This window comes from Dactylosporangium sp. NPDC005555 (assembly GCF_040605635.1).
In the GTDB taxonomy this organism is placed as follows: domain Bacteria; phylum Actinomycetota; class Actinomycetes; order Mycobacteriales; family Micromonosporaceae; genus Dactylosporangium.
The window spans coordinates 196,468-218,758 of sequence record NZ_JBEXDG010000008.1 but is presented as its reverse complement, the minus strand read 5'-3'; the positions used below and the strand labels follow the sequence as shown (position 1 = coordinate 218,758).

Here is a 22,291-nt window from a genome sequence, read left to right as displayed (position 1 = left end):
GGCAGCTCGGCGGCGGACCCGCCAGCAGGCTCCCGTCGATCAGCTCGACCCGGTCGTCGGTGGTCACTCGTCGGGGCGGTGGTCGCCCGTTGCGCCGTCGAGGAGCTCCCGGAGGATGTCGAGGTGGCCGGCGTGGCGGGCGGTCTCTTCGATCATGTGGATCAGGACCCAGCGGAGGGTGACCGTTTCGCCATACCAGGCGGTGCCCGTGTCCTCGACGGCGAGGGAGCCGATGACGGCGTCGCAGCAGGAGCGGGCGCGCGCATAGAAGGCGAGGACGTCGGCCGTCGACTCGCCGGGCTCGATGCGCAGGTCGGCTTCGGGGTCGTCGTCGCGGAACGGCAAGGGCTCGTGGTCGCGGGCGAACGTGCCGCAGAACCAGCTGTATTCGACGGCGGCGAGGTGCTTGACCAGGCCCAGCATCGTGCTGCCGGACGGGGTCATCGGGCGGCGGAGCTGCTCGTCGTCGAGGCCGTCGAGCTTCCACAGGACCACGTCGCGGTGGCGGTCGAGGCTGGCGTGCAGGCTCTGCTGCTCATCGCCCAGGTAGGGCACCCGAATCGTCACGCGCGCACCGTAACAGCGCGGTACGACACTTTCCCTCGGATTTCGCCGCGGCGTTGGTACGGTCGGCTGCGTGACGCGGGATGAGCTGATCGCACATTGCCTGGCGAAGCCGGGGGCGTGGCAGGACACGCCGTGGGACGGTGACGTCGTCGTCAAGGTCGGACCGAAGATTTTCGCGTTTCTCGGCGGCGAGCGCTCCGTCGGCGTCAAGTGCGCGCCGACGCGGGAGGCCGCCGACGAGTGGCTGCGGCGGTTTCCGCAGGACGCGGCGGTGATGCCGTACATCGGGCGGTCCGGGTGGAACTCGTTGACCGTCGGCGGGGCGATCCCCGACGACGAGGTCCTCGAGGCGGTGGACGAGTCCTACCGCTGGGTCGTGTCGAAGTTGCCGAAGAAGGACCGGCCCCAGTAGCTGGTTCGCGCTGATCATGTTCGGCGAGAGGACCGGGCACGGCCGCGGCAATGTCGTCGTCCGGGCCGTCCCGCGTCGCTGAAGCGGCTAGCGTTGACGGTGCCTGGGGGCGACGCGGCGGGGGATCACGGGTGCCGAAACCGATCGCGGTCACGCTGCGCCGGCAGTTCGTCTGGCTGGTCGTCGTCCTGTTGTCCGTCGGCGCCGCCCGGTTCTTCGCGGGGCACTACCTGACCGGCGTGCACGACGCGCAGCTGCGCGACCTCGCCGGGGCGCAGCAGGCCAACCAGCGGATCCTGCAGGACCTCACCGACATCGAGACCGGCGTGCGCGGCTATCAGCTGACCGGCGACCCGTTGTTCCTCGAGCCGTTCCGGACCGGCGCCGCGGACTACCCGCGGGCCCACGCCGAGGCGCTGCGCACGGCCCCCGACGACCGCACCCGGATCCTCGTCCGCGACCAGGACCAGGCGGCGCAGCGGTGGCTGGCGCAGGTCGCGCTGCCGATCAGCGCCCTGCCCGCCGGGCGTCCGGGCCTCGACGCGGACCGCAGCGCCCGCGGCAAGGAGCTGTTCGACGCGATCCGGGCGGCGAACGCGGCCGTCGGCGCGGCCGTCGAGGAGGCACGGGCGGCGGCGACGGCGGCGTACCACCGGGCGAGCAGCATCCTCGAGGTGGCCCTCGCGCTGCTGGCGTTGCTGCCGGTGCTGGTCGCGCTGCGCATCTACGCGGCGGTGAACCGGATGCTCCTCGCGCCCCTCGCCCGGCTGCAGGACACCCTCGAACGACGCGCGGGCGGCGACCGCGACGCGCGGGCCGTCGTGGAGGGACCGGCCGAGGTGCGGCGGCTCGGCGCCGCGTTGAACGCCGGGCTCGACGAGGCGGGCGAGGCGCGCGAGCGGATCGTGTCGGCGGCGGACGAGGTCGCGGCGCAGAAGGCGTATCTCGACCAGGTCCTGGACGTCGTCGAGGTCGCGGTCCTCACCAGCGACGCGGAGGGCCGGGTCGTGCACAGCAACCGGGCGGCGCGCCGCCTGGGCCTCGCCGCGGTCCGCCCGCCGGCCCCCAGGCCCGTCGGCGCCGCCGACGTGGTGCCCAGGCCCGTCAGCGCCGCCGAGGTGGTGCCCGCGCCCGCCGCCGCCGCCGACGTGGTGCCCGGGCGGGAGATCGCCGCCGACGTGGTGCCCGGGCCCGTCGGCGCCGTCGAGGTGGTGCCCGGGCGGGAGATCACCGCCGGCGACCGGTGCGTGGTCGTCGACGCCCGCCCGCTGTCCGGCGGCGCGGGCTGGGTCACCACCGGCCGCGACGTCACCGACCTGCGGGAGCGGGAGGCCGACCTGGCCGCGTTCGCCGCCGTCGCCGCCCACGACCTGCGCTCGCCGCTGGCGACGATCTCCAGGTGCACCGAGATCCTCGCCGGCCAGGTCACCGACCAGGACGACGCCGCGCTCGTCACGCGCATCGGCTCGGGCGTGGAGCGGATGCGCGGCCTGATCGAGGATCTGCTCGCGTACGCCACCGCCCGCGACGCCGTCCTCGAACCGGCCCCGATGGACGTGACCGCGCTGATCACCGGCCTGTCGCCGGCCGTTGTCGTGGACGGGCCGCTGCCGGTGCTGGACGCGGATCCGGCGATGCTGCGCCGCCTGTTCGACACCCTGATCGGCAACGCGCTGCGGTCCACGCCACCGGGCCGCGCCGCGGACGTCCACGTCTCGGCGTCGGCGTCGGCGGACGGGGGCGTGTGCCTGGTGGTCGCGGACCGGGGCATCGGCATCCCCGCGGACCTGCGCGGCCGGTTGTTCACCCCGTTCCACCGTGGCTCCGGCGGCCGAAGCTACTCCGGCACGGGCCTGGGTCTGGCGATCTGCCAGCGCGTCGTCGCCCGTCACGGCGGCACGATCGCCGCGTCCGGCAACCCTGGCGGCGGCACCCGCGTCGAGATCACCCTGCCGGCGTCACGCGTCGCCCAGCCTGTCCCTTCCTGAGGCGGCCACTGGTGTACTGACCGGCGCCGAGCAGCACCACGAGGGCCAGCACGCCGGCGATGACGAGCAGTCCGGCCGGATCGACGAGCCGCACCCCGCTCGCCCACGGCGGCGCGCTGTTGCGGACCCAGGCGTGGCCGAGCGGGAGGAGCCCGTCGATCGCGGCGGCAACGACGGTCGCGGTGACCATCGCTGCGACCGCCGCCGCGACGACGGTCGCGGTGCCGGTCGCGGTGCCGGAGGTCGTCCCGCCACGGCGCCCGATGCGGTGCGCGGCGACGCCGGCGACGGCGATCATGGCGAGGAGCGCGGGCACGTTGCCGGCCGCGACGCCGGGCAGCAGCGCCGCTGCCGCGAGCCACGCCGCGCCGCCCGCGAACCCGCACGTGGCCGCCGTCGCGACGCCCGGCAGGTTGCCGGTGCGGCGGCCGGTCGCGCGGACCGTCGCGAGGAGGACCAGCCCGAGCAGGGCCGCCCACACGGCGAGGACCGTTGCGGCGTCGCCGGTCCGGGGTCCCCCGTCGTGGGTGATCGGCGGGTCGGCCCGGAGCGCCTGTGCCACTGCGAGCACCTCGAACGCGACCACGCACCCGACCGCTGCCCGCACGACGGTCGCGCCGCTGTCGTGCGGTGCTGCCGGCCCGACCGGGATCGCGGCGACCAGGACGAGGACGGCCACGACCGCGACCATGACCTCGGCGCGCTGCCGCATCGCGTCGAACCCGACGTGCCGCGCCATCGTCGCCGCCGCGACGAGCGCGCCCGCCGCCCCCAGCCACAGCAGCCCGGCCGCCGGGTATCCGCTCAACCGCCCTGTCAGGGTCGTCATGAGCACGAACTTTACCGCCGGCTGTGTGGTCGATCACATGTCGGGTGTCTGCTGAGCCTGCCAACTGGGCCCGGCGGCTACGGGCAGCCGGGGCCGGCCGGCGGGGTCGTGCGGGTGCAGGACGGGGGTGCGGACAGGCGGTTGGTGGCGGCGACGCCGATGCCCGCGAGGGACATCACCGCTGCTGCGACGAGCAGGCATGGGGCCAGGAACGTCCTGAGCATGCCGTGATCGGACAGAGCGTCGGGCTCGGCAACGCGTTCGGATAACACGTTGGCAACGATCTCATGGCCGCTGGGTAACGCGGTGTCGACTGAACGCCTGATTCCAGCGGCCACGGTACGGACAAATGTGCGGATTCAGGGGCGGACGGCGGACCGGGCCGCGGCGGGGGTGTCGGCGGCGAGGGCGGCCTTGGCGAACTGGACGCATTCGTCGTAGGTGTGGGCGGCGAGGGCTTCGCGGACCGCGGGGATGCTGCGGGCCGCCATCGACAGGCTGGTGATGCCGAGGCCGACGAGGACGAGGGCGAAGTCCGGGTCGGCGGCCGATTCGCCGCAGACGCCGACGGGTTTGCCGGCTTCGCGGCCGGCGGTGGCGCAGGCCGCGATGAGCGAGATGAGGGCCGGCTGCCAGGGGTCGAGCAGTTCGGCCAGGTCGCCGCACATGCGGTCGGCGGCGAAGGTGTACTGGCTGAGGTCGTTGGTGCCGATGCTGAGGAAGTCGACGTCGCGCAGGACGGTGCCGGCGCGCAGGGCGGCGGCCGGGACCTCGATCATGACACCGGTGGTGCGCAGGCCGGCGGCACGGCAGGCGGCGGCGAAGGAGGAGGCTTCGGCTGCGGTGGCGACCATCGGGGCCATGACCCACACGTCGGCGGAGGTGGCGGCGGCGGCCGCGGCGATCGCGGACAGTTGCGTGTCCAGGACCGATGGCATGGTCCGGGCGACGCGCAGCCCCCGGATGCCGAGCGCCGGGTTGGGTTCGTCGGTGAGGCGCAGGAACGGCAGGGGCTTGTCGGCGCCGGCGTCGAGGGTCCGCACGACGACCTTGCACCCGGGCAGGGCGGCGAACACCTCCTGGTATGCGGCGACCTGCTCGTCGAACGAGGGTGGTTCGGTGCGGTCGAGGTACAGCAGCTCGGTGCGGAACAGCCCGACGCCCTCGACACCGGGGGCCAGGTCGCGGGCGGAGCCGATGTTGGCCAGCAGGGCCACGGGGCGGCCGTCGGAGGTCGCACCCGGCCCGGTCGAGGTGGAGCGGCGCTCCAGCAGCGCCCGCTGCGCCTCGTTGACCGATCTGACGGAAAGGTCCGACAGGCCCACCGCGACGGCCCCGGTGGAGCCGTCGAGGCTGACCTGTACACCATCCGGAATGTCCAGAACGGGAGCGCAGCGCACCACGGCGGGGATGCCGAGGGTGCGGGCCAGGATGGCGGTGTGGCTGGTCGGCCCGCCCTCGGCGGTGATCAGGCCCAGGACGACGGCGGGGTCGAGGCCGGCCGTGTCCGCCGGTGCGAGGTCGCGGGCCACCAGGATGAACGGGTGGCCGGGCGACGGCACCCCCGGCATCGGCAGGCCCTGGCAGGAGGCGACCAGCCGGTCGCGGAGGTCGTCGAGGTCGCTGACCCGCTCGGCGAGGTATCCCCCGGCCGCCTCGAACGCGGCCCGGTGCTCGGCGAGCGCGGCCGCGAACGCGTGCGGTGCCGCGGCCCCTCCGTCGATCGCCGCGTCCACCGCCTCGAGCAGCATCTCGTCGTCGGCCATCAGGACCTGCGCGCGCAGCACCTCGGCGGCGGTGGCGTCCGCGGCGGTGTCGGCCCGGCGGGTCAGGTCGGCGACGACGGCCGCGACCGCGGTCCGGGCGCGGGCTCGCTCCACGGCGATGTCGATGACCGGCGGTGCGGGCGGCAGCGGGGGCGGCGGGGCCAGCCGGTGGACCGGCCCCGCGGCGCGTCCGGGGCTGACGCCGATGCCGTGCAGCTCACCCATCTGCGGCGTCCAGGTCCCGCTCCAGCAGGTCCGCCAGGGCATCGACGGCGGCCTGCGCCCCGTCGCCGTCCGCTTCCAGGGTCACCGCTGTGCCCTTCTTCGCGCCGAGGGACAACACGGACAGCATGCTACGGGCCGGGACTGGCTTCTTCTCACCGGTGCGGATGGTGACCGGCACCGGCTGTTTCGCGGCGGCGGCGACGAACAGCGCGGCGGGGCGCGCGTGCAGGCCGCTGGCGGAGCCGACGAGGACGGTCCTGGTGGGCATCGACGACCTCCTACGGTTCGATGGTGACCTTGATGGCCTCGCCGCGGGCGACGATCCCGAAGGCGTCGAGGGCGTCCGCGAGGGGCAGGCGGTGGGTGATGAGGTCGGCGACAGGGACGGCACCGGACGCGATGAGCCGCAGCGCTTCCTTGTTGTGGGCGGGGCTGGAGCCGTTGGCGCCGACGATGGTGAGCTCGCGGTAGTGCACGACGTTGGAGTCGACGGCGACGACGGGCTTGTCCTTGGGCAGGCCGCCGAAGAAGCTGATCCGGCCCTGCCGGGCGGTCATCTGCAGGGCCTGCTCCTGGGCGGCGCCGGACGCGGCGGCGGTGATGACGACGTCGGCGCCGCGGCCCTCGGTGAGTTTCATGACGGCGTCGACGACGTCGGTGTCTGCGCCGCAGATCGCGGCGTCGGGGCGGACCATGCCGGCGGCGAGGTCGAGGCGTTCCCGGTTGAGGTCGACGAGGAAGACCCGGTTGGCGCCGCGGGCGCGGGCGAGGCGGACGTGCAGGCAGCCGATCGGGCCGGAGCCGACGACGACCACGTCGTCGCCTTCGCCGACGCGGGCGAGGTTCTGGCCGTTGAGGACGCAGGCGAGGGGTTCGGCGACGGACGCCTCGGCGTAGCTGACGCCGTCGGGGATGCGGTTGAGGCCGTCGACGTCCAGGACATTGTGCGGCACGAGCATGTACTCGGCGAAGCCGCCGTCGAAGTGGTATCCCATCGACACCTGGTTCGAGCAGACGGTCATGTGCCCGCGGGCGCACTCGCCGCAGCGACCGCACGGGATCGCCGCGATGACCTGGACGCGGTCGCCCGGGGCCCAGCCGGTCACGTCGGCGCCGACCTCGACGACCTCGCCGGCGATCTCGTGGCCCATGACGCGCGGCGGCACGATGTGGTGGTGACCGTGGTTGTAGATCTTCACGTCGGTGCCGCAGGTGGAGCAGGCCCGGACGCGGATCTTCACGTCGGCGGGGCCCGGGGTCGGCTCCGGGGCGTCCTCGATGCGGACGTCGCCGGGAGCGTGGAACGTCAGTACCTTCACAGTTCTTCCTTTGCCAGAAGGCGGATGACGAAGCCGGCATCCGTCGCGTTGCGCAGGCTTTCGGCAGCCGCGGGGTCCATCAGCACCTCGGCCAGGGAGGCGAGGATGTCGACGTGGCCGTCCCCGGCGGCGGCGATGGCGACGCAGACGCGGACGTCGTTGCCGTCCCAGTCGACGCCGTCGGGGAAGCGCAGCACCGCGAGGGCGTCGCGGCGCACCGACTCCTTGCTGTTCAGCGTGCCGTGCGGGATGGCGACGCCCTCCCCGATGTACGTGGAGATGCTCTGCTCGCGGGCGAGCATGGCGTCCACGTAGTCCTGGCTGACGGCACCGACCTCGACGAGGACCTCGCCGCAGCGGCGGATCGCCTCGTCCCGCGATCCGGCCCGCTCCTGGAGCCGGATCGCGTCCTCGGTGAGCAGGTCAGCCACTGAGCTCACCGCCACGCTGGACGGCGTTGACCACCTTCGTCACCGCTGGGTCGCCGATGAACACCATGAAGGGCACGATCACCTTGTCGGGGGCGCTGACCCGGGCCCGGGCGGCGAGGCCCTGGTGGCAGATGACCACGTCCGCGTCGGCGGGGATCTGGTTGACCGGGGTGTGCTCGACGGTGACGGCGTTCTTCGACAGCTGCCGGCGCAGGGTGCTGGCGAGCATGACGCTGCTGCCCATGCCGGCGTCGCACGCGACGACGACCTTCTTGATCTCGGTGCCGTTGATGGTGGGCATGTTCGCTATACCTCCTGGCGGGTCTGGGCCGGGGTGTGTGCGGGGCCCTCTTCGACGATCGATGCGTCGGCCGCCGCTCCGGAGTCGTCATCGGCGTCGGCCGGCGGTTCGCCGCGGCCGAAGCCGAGCAGGAGCGACGCGACGGCGAAGGTGACCGCGGCGGAGATCGCGATGCCGAGCAGGACGACGAAGTAGCCGCCCTTCGGGGTGACCGCCATGTAGGCGAAGATGCTGCCGGGCGCCGGGGTCGCGACGAGGCCCGCGCCGGTGACCATGAAGGTGCCGACACCGGCGGCGCCGCCGGCGATCATGGCGAGGATCAGCTTCGGCTTCATCAGCACGTACGGGAAGTAGATCTCGTGGATGCCGCCGAGGAACTGCACGATGATCGCGGCCGGGACGCTGGGACGCAGCGCGCGGGGGCCGAAGAGCATGAAGGCGAGCAGCAGGCCGAGGCCCGGGCCGGGGTTCGACTCGATCATGAACAGGATCGACTTGCCCTTGTCGGCCGCCTCGGCGACACCGAGCGGGCCGAGCACGCCGTGGTTGATGGCGTTGTTGAGGAACAGCACCTTGGCCGGCTCGACCAGCACCGAGGTGAGCGGCAGCAGGTCCTTGTCGACGAGCCAGTCGACGCCGGAGCCGGCGCGCTTGGTGAGCCACTCGACGACAGGGCCGATGCCGTACACGCCGCCGATGGCCATCGCGCCGCCGATGATGCCGGCGCTGAAGTTGTCGACGAGCATCTCGAATCCGGGCCGGATCCGGTTCTCGACCAGGCCGTCGAAGAGCTTCAGGAGGTACGCCGTCAGCGGGCCGATGATCATCGCGCCGAGGAACATCGGCACGTCGGCGCCGATGACGAGGCCCATGGTGGCGATCGCGCCGACGACCGCGCCGCGCTGGCCGTGGACGAGCCGGCCGCCGGTGTAGCCGATCAGGACGGGCAGCAGGACGGTGATCATCGGGCCGACGAGGCCGGCGAGCTTCTCGTTGGGCAGCCAGCCGGTCGGGATGAACAGGGCCGTGATCAGCCCCCACGCGATGAAGGCGCCGATGTTGGGCATGACCATGGCGGCCAGGTAGCCGCCCACGCGTTGCACGGAGGCCTTGAAGCCACCGCCTTGGACCTGCGGGGTGTAGGTCGACACGGGGTTCTCCTTCAGGAGGGCGGGCCGGAGCGCAGCAGGGGGCGGAGCTGGTCCGGCTGGGGGTGGATGGTGACGTTGTGGCGGATCAGGTCGGCGGGGCCGGGCATCCGGCTGCCGGGGAGGCTGACCGCGGCGGCGCCCCACGCGAGTCCTTCGGCGAGGGCGGCCGCGCCGTGCGCGCCGGCGGCGAGGAACCCGGCGAGGAGGGCGTCACCGGCGCCGACGGTGCTGCGGGGGCGGGTGACCGGGCAGGTGCCGGTGACGACCCCGTCGGCGTCGACGAGGACGGCACCGTCGGCGCCGAGGCTGGCGACGACCGTGCCGGCGCCCCACGACCGCAGCTGCTGGCAGGCCTCGACAACGTCGCCGAGGGCCGCGAGTGGCTTGCCGACGACCTCGGCGAGCTCGTCGCGGTTGGGTTTGAGCAGGGTGGCCCCGGCCGTGGCGGCCTCGCGCAGCGCGGGGCCGCTGGTGTCGACGGCGACCCGGATGCCCGCGGCGCGCAGCCGCCGGCAGAGTTGTGCGTACGCGTCGGCCGGCAGTCCCGGGGGGACGCTGCCGCAGAGCACGACCCAGTCGGCGCTGCCGGCGCGGGTCAGCACACGGTCGGTGATCTCGTCGAACTCGGCGCGGAACATCGCCGGCCCGGGCTCGTTGACCTTGGTCACGGTGCCGTCGGGCTCGGCGAGCGTGATGTTGGAGCGGGTCCGTCCGGTGATCGGGACGGCGAGGACCTCGACGCCCTCGGCCTTGAGCAGCCGGATGAGCTGGCTGCCCTCGTCGCCGCCGCACGGCAGGACCGCGACGGACGGCACACCATTGGCGAGCAGGGCGCGGGACACGTTGACGCCCTTGCCGCCGGGGTCGAGGTGCGCGGCGGTGGCCCGGATGACCTCGCCGCGGGTGAGCGCCTCGACCTCCACGGCCCGGTCGAGGCTCGGGTTCAGCGTGACGGTGACGATCATGCCCGGGTCACTCTCACGCCGGCGGCCTCCAGGTCACCGACGAGGTCGTTGTCGGCGACCGTGTCGGTGATGAGCAGGTCCAGGTCGGCGAGCTCGCCGAAGCGGGCCAGGTAGTCGTTGCCGAGTTTGGTGTGGTCGGCGAGCAGGACCGTGCGGCGGGCGGCGCGGATCATCGCCCGCTTCACGGCGGCCTCGGCCGGGTCCGGGGTGGTGAGGCCGCGCTCGACGGAGATGCCGTTGGTGCCGAGGAACGCCACGTCGACGTACAGGTCGGCCAGGGGCCGCAGCGACCAGTCGTCGACGGTGGCGAGGGTCTTGCCGCGGACCCGCCCGCCGAGCAGCAGCACGTTGAGGTTGGACCGGACCCCGAGCGTCGTGGCGATGACCGGGGAGTTGACCACGACGGTCAGCTCCCGGTCGGCGGGCAGCAGCGAGGCCAGGCGGGCGGTGGTGGTGCCCGCGTCGAGGATGATGGCGCCCTCCTCGGGCACCTCGGCGAGCGCGACCTTGGCGATGCGCTCCTTCTCCTCGATGAGGACCGCGTCGCGGGTCGCGAGCGCCGGCTCGAAGCCGATCCGCTCGACCGGGATCGCTCCGCCGTGCACCCGGCGCAGGACTCCGGCCCGCTCCAGCATGGTGAGGTCCCGGCGGATGGTCTCCGTCGTGACGTTGAGCTCGTCGGCCAGGCCCGCGACCTCGACCCGGCCCTGCGCGCGGGCGATCCGGAGGATCTCCTGCTGCCGCTCTTCGGCGTACATCGTGTTGTTTCACCGCCGTTTCGTTTTGCTTGTGCTTTGTTTACGCCCGCTTTTGTTGGAAGTCAAGAGTGGCCCGGTGACGAACCAGATGGCGAGCACGACCGATACCTGCCCGACACCCGCCTTGAGCCCGGCCGTACGCGCCGGGTCGCCGATCCACAGGATCCCGGCGCCGAGGAACGCGCAGGTCAGCGCCCACGCGATGGCAGCCAGGCCGAAGAGCCGCCACTCGTGTGCCCGCTTGTCAGTGGGTTTCTGTGGTTTCGGGCCACCGGCGAACCGGTACGCGAACCGCGCATCCGCCCACCGGACCATGGAGTGCCCGAACGCGAGGGAGAAGCCGAGATACAGCGCGGCGAGGGCGTGCCGCTGACCAGCGGTGGCACCATTGCGAAGGTCGACGGCACACGCGATCAGCAGCGCGAGGTCGACCAGCGGCACGGCCGTCAGGACCACCGCACCGGCCAGCGGGCGGCGCAGCGGGTACCGCAGCAGCAGCCCCAGACCGAGCACGACCCAGAACGCGATCTCACAACCGATGATGAATCCGATGACCATGCCTTTGAGCGTTCCGTGCCGGTCCGAGGATCGCGTCGGCCGTGACGACGGCTCGCGCGTACATCCTTCGTCGCATACCGGCGCTGCCCGGTCGGTGGTGGAATCGTGAGCATGAGAGGCAGGATCGTCGACCTGGCGCTGGCCGGTGCCGGGCTGAGCATCGGGCTGCTGATGCTCGTCACCGGGCAGTACCAGCAGCAGTGGGGCGCCGGCTGGCTGGTGCCGCCCCTCGTGGTCTGCTGCGCGGCACTGCTGCTGCGGCGCACCGCTCCCCTGGCCTCGGTGCTCATCGGCACCGCCGCCATCACCGCCGACGTCGTCGTCGGGCCGTCCCTGGCCACCCCGCTCGTCTACACGCAGGTCCTCTACGACGCGTGCGTGCACGGCCGGCAGTCCCTCGCCCGCGCGCTGCTCGCCTGCTCCGTCGCCGGCTCGGTCATCACCGCCGTGGTGGCGCTGGTCGTGTTCCGCGATGTGCGGGCACTCGGCCTGGCGATCCTGCTCGCCCTGGTCACCGTCGTGCCGGTGCTCACCGGCACACACGTGCGGCACCACCGGGAGCAGGCCTCCATCGCGCGGCAGCTGGTGCGGCTCACCGAACTCGACCGGGCCAACGCGGTCGCCGGCGAGCGCGCCCGCATGGCCCGCGAGCTGCACGACGTCATCGCCAACCACCTCAGCGCCGTCGCCATCCACGCGACCGCCGCGCTCAGCGCCGACCTCGGGCCGGCCAGGACCCGCGACGCGCTGCAGGTCATCCGCGAGAACAGCGTCCGTGGCCTGGCCGAGATGCGCCAGCTGGTCGGATTCCTGCGCGACCCCGCCGGCGGGTCCGCCGCCGAGGACGTCACCGCGGGCCTGGCCGACCTCGAGGACCTCGCGGGCAGGGCCCGGCGCTCCGGTCTGCCGGTCGCGGTGTCGGTGCGAGGTGAGCCGGCCGACCTCCCGACCTCAGTGGACCTGGCCGCCTACCGAATCGTGCAGGAGTCGCTCACCAATGCCCTGAAACACGGCTCCGGCGGCCCGGTCACCGTCTCGGTGTCGTATGCTCCATCCACTGTGGACATCGCGGTGGCGTCTTCCCTCGGTGCCGCCGCAGCGTCGGACGGTGCCGGCGCGGGCGTCATCGGCATGCGGGAGCGGGCCGAGCTCCTCGGCGGGTCCCTGTCCGCCGGCCCCTGCGACGACCGCTGGCTGGTCTCGGCCAGCCTGCCCCGCCAGGTGACCGCGTGATCCGGGTCCTCGTCGCCGACGACCAGCCGGCGGTCCGCGCGGGCCTCGTCCTCATCCTCGGCTCCGCATCCGACCTGGAGGTGGTCGGCGAGGCCTCCGACGGCCAGCAGGCGGTCGACCTCGCCGCCTCGCTGCGCCCCGACGTCGTCGTCCTCGACGTGCGCATGCCCCGCCTCGACGGCATCGCCGCCACCCGCTCCATCGTCGCCCTCGGCATCCCCGGCGTGCTGATCCTGACCACGTTCGACCTCGACGAGTACGTTTTCGGCGCCCTACGCGCCGGCGCCGCCGGCTTCCTGCTCAAGGACGCCTCAGCCGCCGACCTCCTCGCGGCGGTCCGCGCGGTCGCCCGCGGCGACGGCGTCATGGCCCCCGCGGTCACCCGCCGAGTCATCGCCACCTTCGCCGGCCCGCCCGCTCCCCCGGTCGACCTCACCGACCTCACCGACCGCGAACGCGACGTCCTGCGCTGCCTCGGCGACGGCCTCTCCAACGCCGAGATCGCCACCCGCCTCGGCATCGCCGAAGCCACCACCAAGACCCACGTCAGCCGCGTCCTGGCCAAACTCGGCCTCCGCAGCCGCGTCCAGGCCGCCATCGCCGCCCAGGGCCTCCCCGGCTCCTAATGCAACTCGCCTCGGAGCAGGCCGTAGATCAGGCTGTCCCGGCGCGAACCCCGGAACGGCATGTGGGAGCGCAGAAGCCCTTCCCGGACGAACCCGCACCGCTCCGCGACCCGCTGCGACGCCGTGTTGTCCGGCCCGCACGTCAACTCCAGCCTGGCAAGCCCCAGCTCGTCGAACGCCCACCCGGCCATCAACCGCACCGCCTGCGTCGCGGCACCCCGCCCCCGCCCCTGCGGCCCGAGCCAGTAGCCGACCGCCGCCGTGCCCCGGTCCAGCCGGATCTCGTGCACCGAAACCCCACCGAGCAGCGGGGCCGGCCTGCCCGCCTCGACCACCGCCATGTGGAACGCCTCGCCCTGCAGCAGCGCCGCTTCCATCCCGGCGAGGTGCTCCCGCGCGTCCACCTCCGTCATCGGCTCGTCCCGCCACGAGTAGCGCCGCATCACCGGATCGCCGAACGCCGCCACCAGCCCCGCGACGTCGCCCTCACCCCACTGCCGCAACCGCACCACGTCCCCCGCCAGCAGCGGCGGCATCACCCGAATCATCGGCATCGCAGACCTCCCCGTTTCGCCGACCATCACCACACGACCGCCAGGCTGTCATGGAGGCGGACAACAGCATCACTGACGGACAAGCCCGTCGAACGCCTGCACGGCGCCGCCGCTCCGACCGGCCGACCGATCCCGCGGTGCTCGCCGAGCTGCGGTCCCTCGTCGCCGAACCCGCCGCACAGCACCCGCGTGCCCGGCTCCCGGACGGCGTCATCGAGGCGTCGCTGCTCGCGGCGGAACGGCAGTCCGGCGTGCGACTACCGGCGGACCTGCACCTCCTGGGCGCCGCCGTGGCCGCGCCCTCGTCCGATGAGGACGAGGAGGCCGAAGCTATTTGGTCTCTGGGTAGCGCCGCCCTGTTCGAATTGTCAACTCCAAATTGACTGTTGCCTCGGTCACCTCGCCATCGGTCAGCACACGCGCGATGACCTGCTGGATGTTCTGCTTCGAGGTTCCGTACAGATCGGCCAGTTCTCGCCGCGTCAGCCAGACGGTGCCACGGACCGCACGCACCTGCACGGGCGCAGTGCTTGACATGTGACCTTTTGGTCACATAACTTTGGGTGGTGGATGACGACGACCGCGTCTTCAAGGCTCTTGCCGATGCGAGTCGGCGTTTCCTGCTTGACCTGCTCTTCGCGCGTGACGGCCGCACGCTCACGGAGCTGGAGTCGGAGCTGGAGATGTCGCGCTTCGGAGTCATGAAGCACCTGAAGGTGCTCGAAGAGGCAGGGCTGGTCGTGACCCGCCGGATGGGGCGGGAGAAGTTGCACTTCCTCAACCCGATCCCGATCCGCCAGGTGCACGACCGGTGGATCGACAAGTACACCGAGCACCACGTGACCGCACTGCTGGAACTGAAGGCCGACCTCGAAGGGGACAACCCGTGAGCAGCACGCAGGTTTACAAGATTCACATCAAGGCGACCCCGCAGAAGATCTGGGACGCGATCACCACCCCGGAGTGGACATCGCGGTACGGGTACCGCGGCGCCAACCACATGGAGTTGCGCCCCGGCGGCGAGTTCCGCGGGATGTCGAACGAGGGCATGATCGCCGCGGGCGCGCCCGAGGTCGGCGTCGACGGCGAGATCGTCGAGGTCGACGCGCCGTTCCGGCTCGTGCAGACGTGGCGGATGCTGATGGACCCGAACAACGTGCCCGAGGGGTTCACGCGCCTGACGTACGAGCTGAAAGAGGGCAAGGACGGCGTCACCTCGCTCACCGTGACGCATGAGATCGGCGACGAGGCCGGTCTCGCCGAGATGCTCGCGGGTGACCTGGAGGACATGGGCGCCGGTGGCGGCTGGCCGTGGATCCTCAGTGACCTCAAGACGCTGGTGGAGACCGGCACCGCGATGACGGGCTGACCGGCGCCGACCGGGGCGCCGGCCTTCCCGTCCTACGGGTGCGGCATGAAGCGTTCCTGGCGGCCGTCGGAGCCTGTTGCCGTTGCTGGTGGACTGTCAGTAGCGGAACCGGCGGACGAGGGCCTGCAGGTCGGCGGAGACGCGGGACAGGTCGCCGGCGGCGGTGCCGATGCCGGTGACGCCGTCGGTGGTGGTGCGGGCGGCGGTGGCGACGGCGGCGACCTCCCGGGACGCGTCGTCGCTGCTGGCCGCGACGCCGGTGATGGTGCGGCTCATCTGTGCGGTGGTGGCGGTCTGCTGTTCGATGGCGGATGCGATGGTCGTCTGCAGTTCGCAGATCCGGGTGATGACGTCGGCGATCTCGGTGATCGCGGCGACCGCGCCGGTGGTGTCGGTCTGGATCGCGGTGATGCGGGCGGCGATGTCCTCGGTGGCACGGGCGGTCTCGCCGGCGAGGTCCTTCACCTCGCCGGCGACCACGGCGAAGCCGAGGCCCTGCCGGCCGGCGCGGGCCGCTTCGATGCTCGCGTTGAGCGCCAGGAGGTTGGTCTGGCGGGCGATGCCGCTGATGATCTCGGCCATGTCGCCGATCTGCCGGCTGGAGCCGTCGAGTTTGTCGACGGTGGCGGTGACGGCGGTGGCGAGGGCGCCGGCGGCGGCCGCGACCCTGGCGGCCTCGTGGGCGCTGGCGGAGATCTCGGAGATGGAGGCGCCCATCCGTTCGGTGCCGACGGCGATGGTCTGCACGCTGCGGGAGATCTCGCCGGTGGCGGTCGTGACGGCGGCGGCGCGGGTCGCGGAGTCGGCGGCCGACACCTGCAGCGCCGCCGACACCTCGGTCAGTTGTCCTGAGGACGCGGCGACGATGTGGGCGCGGTCGTCGACGGAGCGCATCGCGTCGGCGAGGCCGGCGGCGAAGCGGTTGAAGGCGGCGGCGATCGTGGCGAGTTCGTCGCGGCCGCTCTCGTCGAGGCGGGCGGTGAGGTCGCCGTCGCCGTCGGCGATGTCGGTGAGCCGGGCGTCGAGCGCGCGTAGTGGCCGGGCGATGCCGCGGATCACGACGAGCGCGCTGGCCACGGCGAGGATCAGGCCGGTGAGGCCGGTGAGCCACATGACCTGGCGGCTGTGGTCGGCGGTGGCGGCGGCGTCGGCGTCGGCGGCGACGGCGAGGCCCCGGGTGGTGACGTGGGCGGCGAGGTCGTCGGTCGCGGTGACGGCGTCGCTGAACGCGGTGATCGAGTCGCCGGAGGCGAGGTCGTCGGCGGTGGTCTTCGCCTCGGGGGTTCCGGTCCGGTAGGCGGCGATCATCGTGTCGTCGATGGTCATGAACCGGTCGAACGCGGCGACGGCCTGTCGTAGCAGGGCCCGTTCGTCGGCGGTGAGGGCGGCGTCGGAGGCGGTGGCGAACGCCGCGCGCAGCGCGTCGGCGGCGATGAGGAACTCCTTGCGCTGGCCGACGGTGTCGTCGAGGGCGCCGGGTATGCCGCGGTCGTGGTCGAACGCGTAGCCGGTCTGCCAGCCGGAGACGTCCGCGACGCGGAATTTGGCCTCGAGCACGACCGTGGACAGCCGCATCGCCTGGGTGGTCTGCTCGCCGGCGGTGCGCTGGGCGCCGAAGCCGGCGACCGCGGTGGCGAGGAGCACGCCGGAGACCAGGGTGCCGACCGCGGCGAGCAGGAGGATGCGGGTCGTGATCCGCCAACGTCGCATCGCGGCCGTCACCTTCAATTCTGTGCTGCCTGGCAGGGCTCAGCTCTTCTGATCGGCGTGGCGGGCGCCGACCTGAGCATGTGACCGTTCACCCGTGAGACATCCCATGTATCTGCCGGCGGCGGCGGCATGATCGCGGATACTCTGGACGAAGTAGGGGCTGCACAGGCATTGACGGCAGCAGACGTCCAATGTTAACTGCTTGTCACATGAGAGGGACTCGACGGCGCGAGGCACCCTGCTCCCAAATGCGAAGGAGAGTTTTGTGGGCAAGCCCCGCCGACTCGCCCTCCTGGCGGCCGCCACCGTCCTGATGGGCACGTTCGTCACCCTGATCCATGGCCAGAACGCGACCGCGTCGACGACCGATGAGGTGTTCAACCCCGGCACCGGCGCTCTCGACGTCAACTACGGCTCGTACATGAGCAAGCACGACATCGTCTACAACAGCCCGCAGACGAACCCGCTGCACGGGCTGACCGTCGGCAACGGCAAGACCGGCGCGATGGTGTGGAACGCCAACGGGCTCACGATGCAGGCGTCGGGTGTGGACCTGTCGCCGCAGTCGGCGTTCGCGGCGGGCACGGTGAACCTCAACACCAGTCCCGCGCTCGATGCCGGTTCGAGCTCGTATCAGCAGCGGTTGTCGTTGTACGACGGGACGTTGACCACCAAGTACGACAGCAACCGCACGGTCACGATCATGGGTGTGCCCGGGACCGAGGTCATGGGTGTGCACGTCGATGACAGCCGGACCGGGCTGGGCACCACGACGCTGGACCTGAGCATGTGGGATCCGGCGTCGGTGACCAACAGCGCCGACGTGCCGAACCTCGACACGTGGAAGCAGGTGAGCACGTTCGCCGACGCGACGGCCGCCGGGTTCAGCCGCGGGCAGAACGACCCGAACAACTTCGGCTACACCCTGGCAGCGACGGTGGAGGGTGCCGCGTACACGACGCAGGTCGTCAACGGCACGCGGGTGCGGCTGAGCATCACGCCGACCGCCAGCTACACGATCTGGTTCACGGCGGCGAGCCGGGTCAACTCCCCCGGCGCGAACTCCGTCACGCAGGCCCGTAACCAGCTCGCGGCGGCGAAGAGCACCGGCTACCTGACCAACCTGAACAACTACCGCAACTGGTGGCACGCGTTCTGGGCGAAGTCGTTCGTGCAGTACTCCGGCGCCGCCGGTACGGGCGACTACCTGGAGAACGTGTACTACCTGTCGACGTACATGATCGCCGCGGGTGGCTACGGCAACTACCCGATGCACTTCATCAACGGCGTGTTCCGGGCGACCGAGGACCGCACGAAGTGGAGCAACGGCTACTGGTTCTGGAACCAGCGGGACGTCTACAACTCGTTCCTCGCCTCGAACCACGTCGATCTGTTCGCGACCGAGAACAAGCTGTACAGCCGCAATCTCAACGCGTTGAAGGCCTACACCCAGACCAGATATGCCATCGACGGGTTGTGGGTGCCGGAGACGATGGGCTGGGACGGCAACGCGCGCGGCACCGTCGGCAGTGACTACGTCAACGACATCTACTCCACCGGCACCGAGGCCGCCTACAACATGTACCTGCAGTACCGGTACACCAACGACACCGGATATCTGCAGAGCACGGCGTATCCGTACATGAAGGAAGCGGTGAAGTTCTACCAGTCGAAGCTCAGCTACGACTCCGGCACCGGCCGCTACTACATGGCGACGTCGAACGCCCACGAGACGTACTGGGACGTGAAGAACGCGATCACGGACCTCGCCGCGGTGCGGCTGCTGTTCCCGCTCACGATTCAGGTCAGCACCCAGCTCGGCCTGGACGCGGGGCTGCGCGCCGGATGGCAGAACGTTCTCGATCGGATCGAGCCGTACAAGACCAGCAACGGTGCGTGGCTGCCGCACGACCCGCCCGCGCCGGCGCAGCAGCGCAACGGTGAGAACGTCACGTCGGAGCTGATCTGGCCGTACGACCTGACGGGCATCGGCGCGCCGGACTACCAGACCGCGCTCAACAGCTGGAACACGCGGCCGAACCCCTACAGCAACGTGTGGGCGAACGACGCGGTCCAGGCGGCCCGGCTCGGCCTCGGCGACCAGGCGCTGTCGGGCATGAAACTGATGCTGCAGCGGTACCAGAACTACCCCAACGGCATGACCAACAACACCAACGGCGTGTTCGAGTACCTCGGCGTGCACCTCGCGGCGATGAACGAGACGCTGCTGCAGTCGTACAACGACAAGATCCGGGTGTTCCCGGCGGCGCCGAACGACGCGAACTTCGTCGGGAAGTTCACGCTGCTGGCGAAGGACGGCTTCCAGGTCAGCTCGGAGCGTGAGGGCAACGAGACGAAGTACGTGGGGATCAGGAGCCTCTACGGCAAGCAGGCACGGGTGGTGAACCCGTGGGGCACCGCGGAGATCCGGGTCCGCCGCGCGTCGGACAACGTCACGCTGACCACGTCGACGGCCGGTGAGGTCACGTTCGCCACCGCCGCCGACACGGTGTACATCGTCGAGCGGACCGCGAAGCCGTTGACGTCGTACACCTCGACGTCGCTGTCCGGCACCGCCAACAACGGCGTCAAGTCCCTGTCGGGCACCGCGTCCACGCTCGGCACCGGCGGCGGCGGCACCCCGGGCCTGGTGAACAACACGGCGCTGACGTACGACGCGAACTGGCACCTCACGACCGCCCGCGGCTACGGCGACTACAACGACGACACGCACCACTCGAACACCGTCAACGCCGCCGCCAGCTACACCTTCACCGGCACCGGCGTCGAGGTGCTGTCGGAGCGCTTCAGCGACATGGGCAACGTCGACGTCTACATCGACGGCGCCCTGCAGGCCAACGTCAACCTGAACGCGTCCGGCGCCCGCCAGGTGCAGCAGGTGGTGTACAGCAAGACGGGTCTGGCCAACGGCACCCACACCATCCGGATCGTCAACAAGACGACTTCGGTCGGCATGGTCGACGCGCTGCGGATCATCACCGGCGGCACCCCGCCGGTCGCGGGGCAGTCGCTGATGGCGCAGGTCAACAGCCGCTACGTCACCGCCGGGTCCGGGCCGCTGATCGCGAACAAGACGACGGTCGACACGGCCGAGCTGTTCGAGATCGTCGACCTCGGCAACGGCAACGTCGCTCTGAAGGCCAAGGCCAACGGTCAGTTCGTCTGCGCGGAGAACGCGGGCGCCAACCCGCTCGTGGCGAACCGCCCGTCCGCCGGCGCGTGGGAGACGTTCAAGCTGATCCGCAACTCCGACGGGTCCGTCAGCCTGCAGGCGACCGTCAACAACAAGTACGTCGTCGCGGAGAGCGCCGGTGCCGCCGCGCTCATCGCCAACCGCGACTCGATCGGTCCGTGGGAGAAGTTCAACCTCTCCTGACGTCTTCGCAGCGGGGCGGGCCGGCCGGCCCGCCCCGCTTTCAGTTTGAGGGTTGACTGTTAGAGCTCTAACTCTTAGAGTTCTCACTATGGACGCACCCAGGCTCACCACGACGCTCGACCTGCTGCGCTGGATCGGATGGGCGCAGCGCAAGGCGGGCGAGGACTGGATCCGGGCCCGTGAGCTCAGCCATGAGCAGGGCTTCGTGCTCGGATACCTGGTGCAGAATCCCGGTGCCATCCAGCGCGACATCGCCGAGATCACCCGGACCAGCGCGGCGAGCGTCTCGAGCCTCCTGCAGGGCCTCGAGCGTCGCGACCTGGTCGAGCGGCGGACCGACCCGGCCAGCGAGCGCAGCAAGCGCGTCTACGCGACGCTGGCCGGGGCCGAGCTGATCGCCGGGTTCGACGTCGCGATGGCGGCCGCCGAGGCGACGATCCTCGCGCCGCTGAGCGAGGACGAGCGGGCCGCGCTGCACGGGCTGCTCTCGAAGATCACCGCGGAGCTGCCGCAACCGACGCGGTCGTAACCGCTCCGCCCGAACCGCCCCACCTTCGCCGCGCCGGCGGTCCGTCGGCGTGCCCAAGAACCCCTCGCCGCGCCGGCGGTTCGTCGGCGTGCGCTCAAGCCTGCCCGGAAAGGAGCGGTCATGAGCAACCCGACCCTCGAATCGCCGGTGGCGGCCGACGCCGTCGGCACCAACCGCTGGTACCTCTCGTCGGCGCCGATCGTGCGTGCGCTCGTGCATCTGTGCGTACCGATGGCGGCGGCGATGATCGTCGGCGCCGTCTACAACCTCGTCAACGCCGGATTCATCGGCTCGTTGCACGACACCGCGCTGCTCGCCGCGGTCACGTTCGGCGCGCCGATCCTCGGCCTCGTCATGGCCATCGGCAACGTCTTCGGCGTCGGCGGCGGCGCCCTGGTCTCCCGGCTGCTCGGCGCGGCCGAGCACGACCCCGCGCAGGCCGGCGAGATCAAGCACGTCGCGTCGTTCGCCGTCTGGGGCTCGGTCATCGCCGGCGCCGTGGTCGGCGGGCTCGGGCTGCTCCTGCTGCACCCGCTCGTCGGCCTGCTCGGCGCCGAAACCTCCGCCGTGCCCGCGACCCGGGCCTTCGTCGGCGTCATGCTCGCCTTCGTGCCGGTCCTGGCCGCGGCCGTCTGCCTCGAGCAGCTCGTCCGTGCCGAAGGCGCCGCACGGCAGGTGATGATCGGGCTCATCGCGTCGACGATCGCCAACCTCGTGTTCGACGCGCTGTTCATCCTCGTCCTGCACTGGGGCGTCGCCGGCGCCGCGCTGGGCATGGGCCTCGCCAATCTCGGCGTCGCCGGCTACTTCGGCGTGTGGCTGGCCCGCAACAGCCAGTACATGAGCGTCGCACCGCGCTGGTTCACGCTCTCCCGCACCGTGCTGTCCCCGGTGCTCGGCGTCGGCATCGGTACGCTCCTGCAGTCCGCCTTCCTCATCGTCACCTCCCTGGTGCTCAACAACCTCGCCGCCGCGTACGGTGACGGCCCCCTCGCCGCGATGGGCGTCGCGGTCCGCATCGCCCAGATCCCGGAGTTCCTCGTGATGGGCGTGACCTTCGGCGTCCTGCCGCTGCTGGCGTACTCCTACGGCAAGGGCGACAGGGCCCGCCTCACGGCGGCGCTGCGCGGCTCGGCCGTCGCGGTGGGCGGCATCGCCCTGACCTTCTCGGTGCTCGTCCTCGCCTTCCGCGAGCAGGTCTTCACCGCGTTCGTCGCGGACCACTCGGTCCTCGCCACCGGCGTCACCATCCTCACCGCCCAGCTGGTGGCGATGGTCGCGAACGGCTTCACCGGCCTCATCACCTCCCTCTTCCAGGCCACGGGCCGCGCCCTGGCCGCAACGGTGATGTCCGTGACCCAGGGCGTCCTGTTCATCCCGATCGTCCTGCTCGGCAACCTGTGGCTCGGCCTGCCCGGCATCATCTGGGCCCTCACTGTCACCGAGACGCTGGTCCTCGTCACCGGCGTGGTGATGTGGCTCGCCTCCCGCCGCGCGATCGACCGCGGCCTCGCGCTCGGCAGCCCGCAGCGCGCCGAGGAAGCCCTCGAACAGGCCGACGCCTGATCGCCCGTCCCGCCCGGCTGACGGTGTCCACCGGCGG

At 71.7% G+C, this 22,291-nt stretch carries 24 protein-coding genes; 9 read left to right on the top strand and 15 right to left on the bottom strand.

Annotation, left to right across the window (positions count from 1 at the left end; genetic code table 11):
- Nucleotides 1-63: 63 nt before the first annotated feature.
- A complete protein-coding gene (locus tag ABZS58_RS12295) occupies nt 64-567 on the bottom strand; it encodes a DinB family protein (RefSeq protein ID WP_354780507.1) in 504 nt (167 codons plus the stop codon).
- A gap of 70 nt (nt 568-637) precedes the next feature.
- Between ABZS58_RS12295 and ABZS58_RS12290 the strand changes: the two genes are divergently transcribed.
- Together ABZS58_RS12290 and ABZS58_RS12285 are read left to right on the top strand one after the other, a co-directional pair.
- Nucleotides 638-979: an MmcQ/YjbR family DNA-binding protein gene (locus ABZS58_RS12290; RefSeq protein ID WP_354780505.1), complete on the top strand. Its 342-nt coding sequence runs from the start codon at nt 638-640 to the stop codon at nt 977-979.
- A 131-nt stretch (nt 980-1,110) separates the two neighbouring features.
- A complete protein-coding gene (locus ABZS58_RS12285) occupies nt 1,111-2,967 on the top strand; it encodes an ATP-binding protein (RefSeq protein ID WP_354780503.1) in 1,857 nt (618 codons plus the stop codon).
- Here ABZS58_RS12285 and ABZS58_RS12280 read toward each other — a convergent pair.
- From ABZS58_RS12280 to ABZS58_RS12230, 11 genes are all read right to left on the bottom strand, one after another.
- Nucleotides 2,924-3,796: a hypothetical protein gene (locus ABZS58_RS12280; RefSeq protein WP_354780501.1), complete on the bottom strand. Its 873-nt coding sequence runs from the start codon at nt 3,794-3,796 to the stop codon at nt 2,924-2,926. The two genes, ABZS58_RS12285 and ABZS58_RS12280, sit on opposite strands and share 44 nt — an antisense overlap.
- Nucleotides 3,797-3,873: 77 nt before the next feature.
- Nucleotides 3,874-4,020 carry a hypothetical protein gene (locus ABZS58_RS12275; RefSeq protein ID WP_354780499.1) on the bottom strand — a complete coding sequence of 49 codons (147 nt, stop codon included), beginning with the start codon at nt 4,018-4,020 and terminating at the stop codon, nt 3,874-3,876.
- A gap of 135 nt (nt 4,021-4,155) precedes the next feature.
- A complete protein-coding gene (ptsP, locus tag ABZS58_RS12270) occupies nt 4,156-5,787 on the bottom strand; it encodes a phosphoenolpyruvate--protein phosphotransferase (RefSeq protein WP_354780497.1) in 1,632 nt (543 codons plus the stop codon).
- A complete protein-coding gene (locus tag ABZS58_RS12265) occupies nt 5,780-6,055 on the bottom strand; it encodes an HPr family phosphocarrier protein (RefSeq protein WP_354780495.1) in 276 nt (91 codons plus the stop codon). Before ABZS58_RS12265 ends, ptsP begins: the two co-directional genes overlap by 8 nt.
- A gap of 10 nt (nt 6,056-6,065) precedes the next feature.
- Nucleotides 6,066-7,106, bottom strand: coding sequence for a zinc-dependent dehydrogenase (locus ABZS58_RS12260; protein ID WP_354780493.1), 1,041 nt, complete (start codon nt 7,104-7,106; stop codon nt 6,066-6,068).
- Nucleotides 7,103-7,537, bottom strand: a complete 435-nt coding sequence (locus ABZS58_RS12255) for a PTS sugar transporter subunit IIA (protein ID WP_354780492.1) — start codon at nt 7,535-7,537, stop codon at nt 7,103-7,105. Before ABZS58_RS12255 ends, ABZS58_RS12260 begins: the two co-directional genes overlap by 4 nt.
- Nucleotides 7,530-7,838 carry a PTS lactose transporter subunit IIB gene (locus ABZS58_RS12250; protein ID WP_354780490.1) on the bottom strand — a complete coding sequence of 103 codons (309 nt, stop codon included), beginning with the start codon at nt 7,836-7,838 and terminating at the stop codon, nt 7,530-7,532. The genes ABZS58_RS12255 and ABZS58_RS12250 overlap by 8 nt, the downstream gene beginning before the upstream one ends.
- A gap of 5 nt (nt 7,839-7,843) precedes the next feature.
- Complete coding sequence (locus ABZS58_RS12245) at nt 7,844-8,989, bottom strand: PTS mannitol transporter subunit IICB (RefSeq protein WP_354780488.1); 1,146 nt, start codon at nt 8,987-8,989, stop codon at nt 7,844-7,846.
- An 11-nt stretch (nt 8,990-9,000) separates the two neighbouring features.
- The gene (gene pfkB, locus ABZS58_RS12240; RefSeq protein ID WP_354780486.1) at nt 9,001-9,954 is read right to left on the bottom strand and encodes a 1-phosphofructokinase; all 954 of its coding nucleotides are present in this window, start codon (nt 9,952-9,954) and stop codon (nt 9,001-9,003) included.
- Complete coding sequence (locus ABZS58_RS12235) at nt 9,951-10,712, bottom strand: DeoR/GlpR family DNA-binding transcription regulator (RefSeq protein ID WP_354780484.1); 762 nt, start codon at nt 10,710-10,712, stop codon at nt 9,951-9,953. The genes pfkB and ABZS58_RS12235 overlap by 4 nt, the downstream gene beginning before the upstream one ends.
- 9 nt (nt 10,713-10,721) lie before the next feature.
- Entirely contained in the window at nt 10,722-11,270 is a 549-nt protein-coding gene (locus tag ABZS58_RS12230) for a hypothetical protein (RefSeq protein ID WP_354780482.1), read from the bottom strand.
- Between the two features lie 111 nt (nt 11,271-11,381).
- Between ABZS58_RS12230 and ABZS58_RS12225 the strand changes: the two genes are divergently transcribed.
- Together ABZS58_RS12225 and ABZS58_RS12220 are read left to right on the top strand one after the other, a co-directional pair.
- On the top strand, nt 11,382-12,503 hold the full coding sequence (locus ABZS58_RS12225) for a histidine kinase (protein ID WP_354780480.1): 1,122 nt from the start codon (nt 11,382-11,384) through the stop codon (nt 12,501-12,503).
- Nucleotides 12,500-13,129, top strand: coding sequence for a response regulator transcription factor (locus ABZS58_RS12220; RefSeq protein WP_354780478.1), 630 nt, complete (start codon nt 12,500-12,502; stop codon nt 13,127-13,129). Before ABZS58_RS12225 ends, ABZS58_RS12220 begins: the two co-directional genes overlap by 4 nt.
- Here ABZS58_RS12220 and ABZS58_RS12215 read toward each other — a convergent pair.
- Both ABZS58_RS12215 and ABZS58_RS12210 read right to left on the bottom strand, forming a co-directional pair.
- On the bottom strand, nt 13,126-13,683 hold the full coding sequence (locus ABZS58_RS12215; RefSeq protein ID WP_354780476.1) for a GNAT family protein: 558 nt from the start codon (nt 13,681-13,683) through the stop codon (nt 13,126-13,128). The genes ABZS58_RS12220 and ABZS58_RS12215 overlap by 4 nt on opposite strands.
- A 330-nt stretch (nt 13,684-14,013) precedes the next feature.
- Nucleotides 14,014-14,202, bottom strand: coding sequence for a hypothetical protein (locus ABZS58_RS12210; RefSeq protein ID WP_354780474.1), 189 nt, complete (start codon nt 14,200-14,202; stop codon nt 14,014-14,016).
- A 47-nt stretch (nt 14,203-14,249) separates the two neighbouring features.
- Here ABZS58_RS12210 and ABZS58_RS12205 point away from each other — a divergent pair, with 47 nt between their 5' ends.
- A complete protein-coding gene (locus tag ABZS58_RS12205) occupies nt 14,250-14,573 on the top strand; it encodes a metalloregulator ArsR/SmtB family transcription factor (protein ID WP_354780472.1) in 324 nt (107 codons plus the stop codon).
- Entirely contained in the window at nt 14,570-15,052 is a 483-nt protein-coding gene (locus ABZS58_RS12200) for an SRPBCC family protein (protein WP_354780470.1), read from the top strand. Before ABZS58_RS12205 ends, ABZS58_RS12200 begins: the two co-directional genes overlap by 4 nt.
- Before the next feature lie 96 nt (nt 15,053-15,148).
- On the opposite strand, the gene ABZS58_RS12195 is transcribed toward ABZS58_RS12200, so the two are convergent.
- A complete protein-coding gene (locus tag ABZS58_RS12195; RefSeq protein WP_354780468.1) occupies nt 15,149-16,762 on the bottom strand; it encodes a methyl-accepting chemotaxis protein in 1,614 nt (537 codons plus the stop codon).
- 265 nt (nt 16,763-17,027) lie between these two features.
- Here ABZS58_RS12195 and ABZS58_RS12190 point away from each other — a divergent pair, with 265 nt between their 5' ends.
- The 3 genes from ABZS58_RS12190 (at nt 17,028) to ABZS58_RS12180 (ending at nt 22,254) form a co-directional block, all read left to right on the top strand.
- Nucleotides 17,028-20,159: a carbohydrate-binding protein gene (locus ABZS58_RS12190; RefSeq protein WP_354780466.1), complete on the top strand. Its 3,132-nt coding sequence runs from the start codon at nt 17,028-17,030 to the stop codon at nt 20,157-20,159.
- Between the two features lie 88 nt (nt 20,160-20,247).
- Entirely contained in the window at nt 20,248-20,688 is a 441-nt protein-coding gene (locus ABZS58_RS12185) for a MarR family transcriptional regulator (RefSeq protein WP_354780464.1), read from the top strand.
- 120 nt (nt 20,689-20,808) lie between these two features.
- The gene (locus ABZS58_RS12180; RefSeq protein WP_354780462.1) at nt 20,809-22,254 is read left to right on the top strand and encodes an MATE family efflux transporter; all 1,446 of its coding nucleotides are present in this window, start codon (nt 20,809-20,811) and stop codon (nt 22,252-22,254) included.
- Nucleotides 22,255-22,291: the final 37 nt, after the last annotated feature.

Coding starts and splice junctions, on each gene's coding strand:
- pfkB (WP_354780486.1), bottom strand. CDS start 9,954: ATGATCGTCACCGTCACGCTGAACCCGAGCCTCGACCGGGCCGTGGAG.
- ABZS58_RS12280 (WP_354780501.1), bottom strand. CDS start 3,796: ATGACGACCCTGACAGGGCGGTTGAGCGGATACCCGGCGGCCGGGCTG.
- ABZS58_RS12195 (WP_354780468.1), bottom strand. CDS start 16,762: ATGCGACGTTGGCGGATCACGACCCGCATCCTCCTGCTCGCCGCGGTC.
- ptsP (WP_354780497.1), bottom strand. CDS start 5,787: ATGGGTGAGCTGCACGGCATCGGCGTCAGCCCCGGACGCGCCGCGGGG.
- ABZS58_RS12225 (WP_354780480.1), top strand. CDS start 11,382: ATGAGAGGCAGGATCGTCGACCTGGCGCTGGCCGGTGCCGGGCTGAGC.
- ABZS58_RS12185 (WP_354780464.1), top strand. CDS start 20,248: ATGGACGCACCCAGGCTCACCACGACGCTCGACCTGCTGCGCTGGATC.
- ABZS58_RS12180 (WP_354780462.1), top strand. CDS start 20,809: ATGAGCAACCCGACCCTCGAATCGCCGGTGGCGGCCGACGCCGTCGGC.
- ABZS58_RS12250 (WP_354780490.1), bottom strand. CDS start 7,838: ATGCCCACCATCAACGGCACCGAGATCAAGAAGGTCGTCGTCGCGTGC.
- ABZS58_RS12230 (WP_354780482.1), bottom strand. CDS start 11,270: ATGGTCATCGGATTCATCATCGGTTGTGAGATCGCGTTCTGGGTCGTG.
- ABZS58_RS12215 (WP_354780476.1), bottom strand. CDS start 13,683: ATGCCGATGATTCGGGTGATGCCGCCGCTGCTGGCGGGGGACGTGGTG.
- ABZS58_RS12235 (WP_354780484.1), bottom strand. CDS start 10,712: ATGTACGCCGAAGAGCGGCAGCAGGAGATCCTCCGGATCGCCCGCGCG.
- ABZS58_RS12275 (WP_354780499.1), bottom strand. CDS start 4,020: ATGCTCAGGACGTTCCTGGCCCCATGCCTGCTCGTCGCAGCAGCGGTG.
- ABZS58_RS12265 (WP_354780495.1), bottom strand. CDS start 6,055: ATGCCCACCAGGACCGTCCTCGTCGGCTCCGCCAGCGGCCTGCACGCG.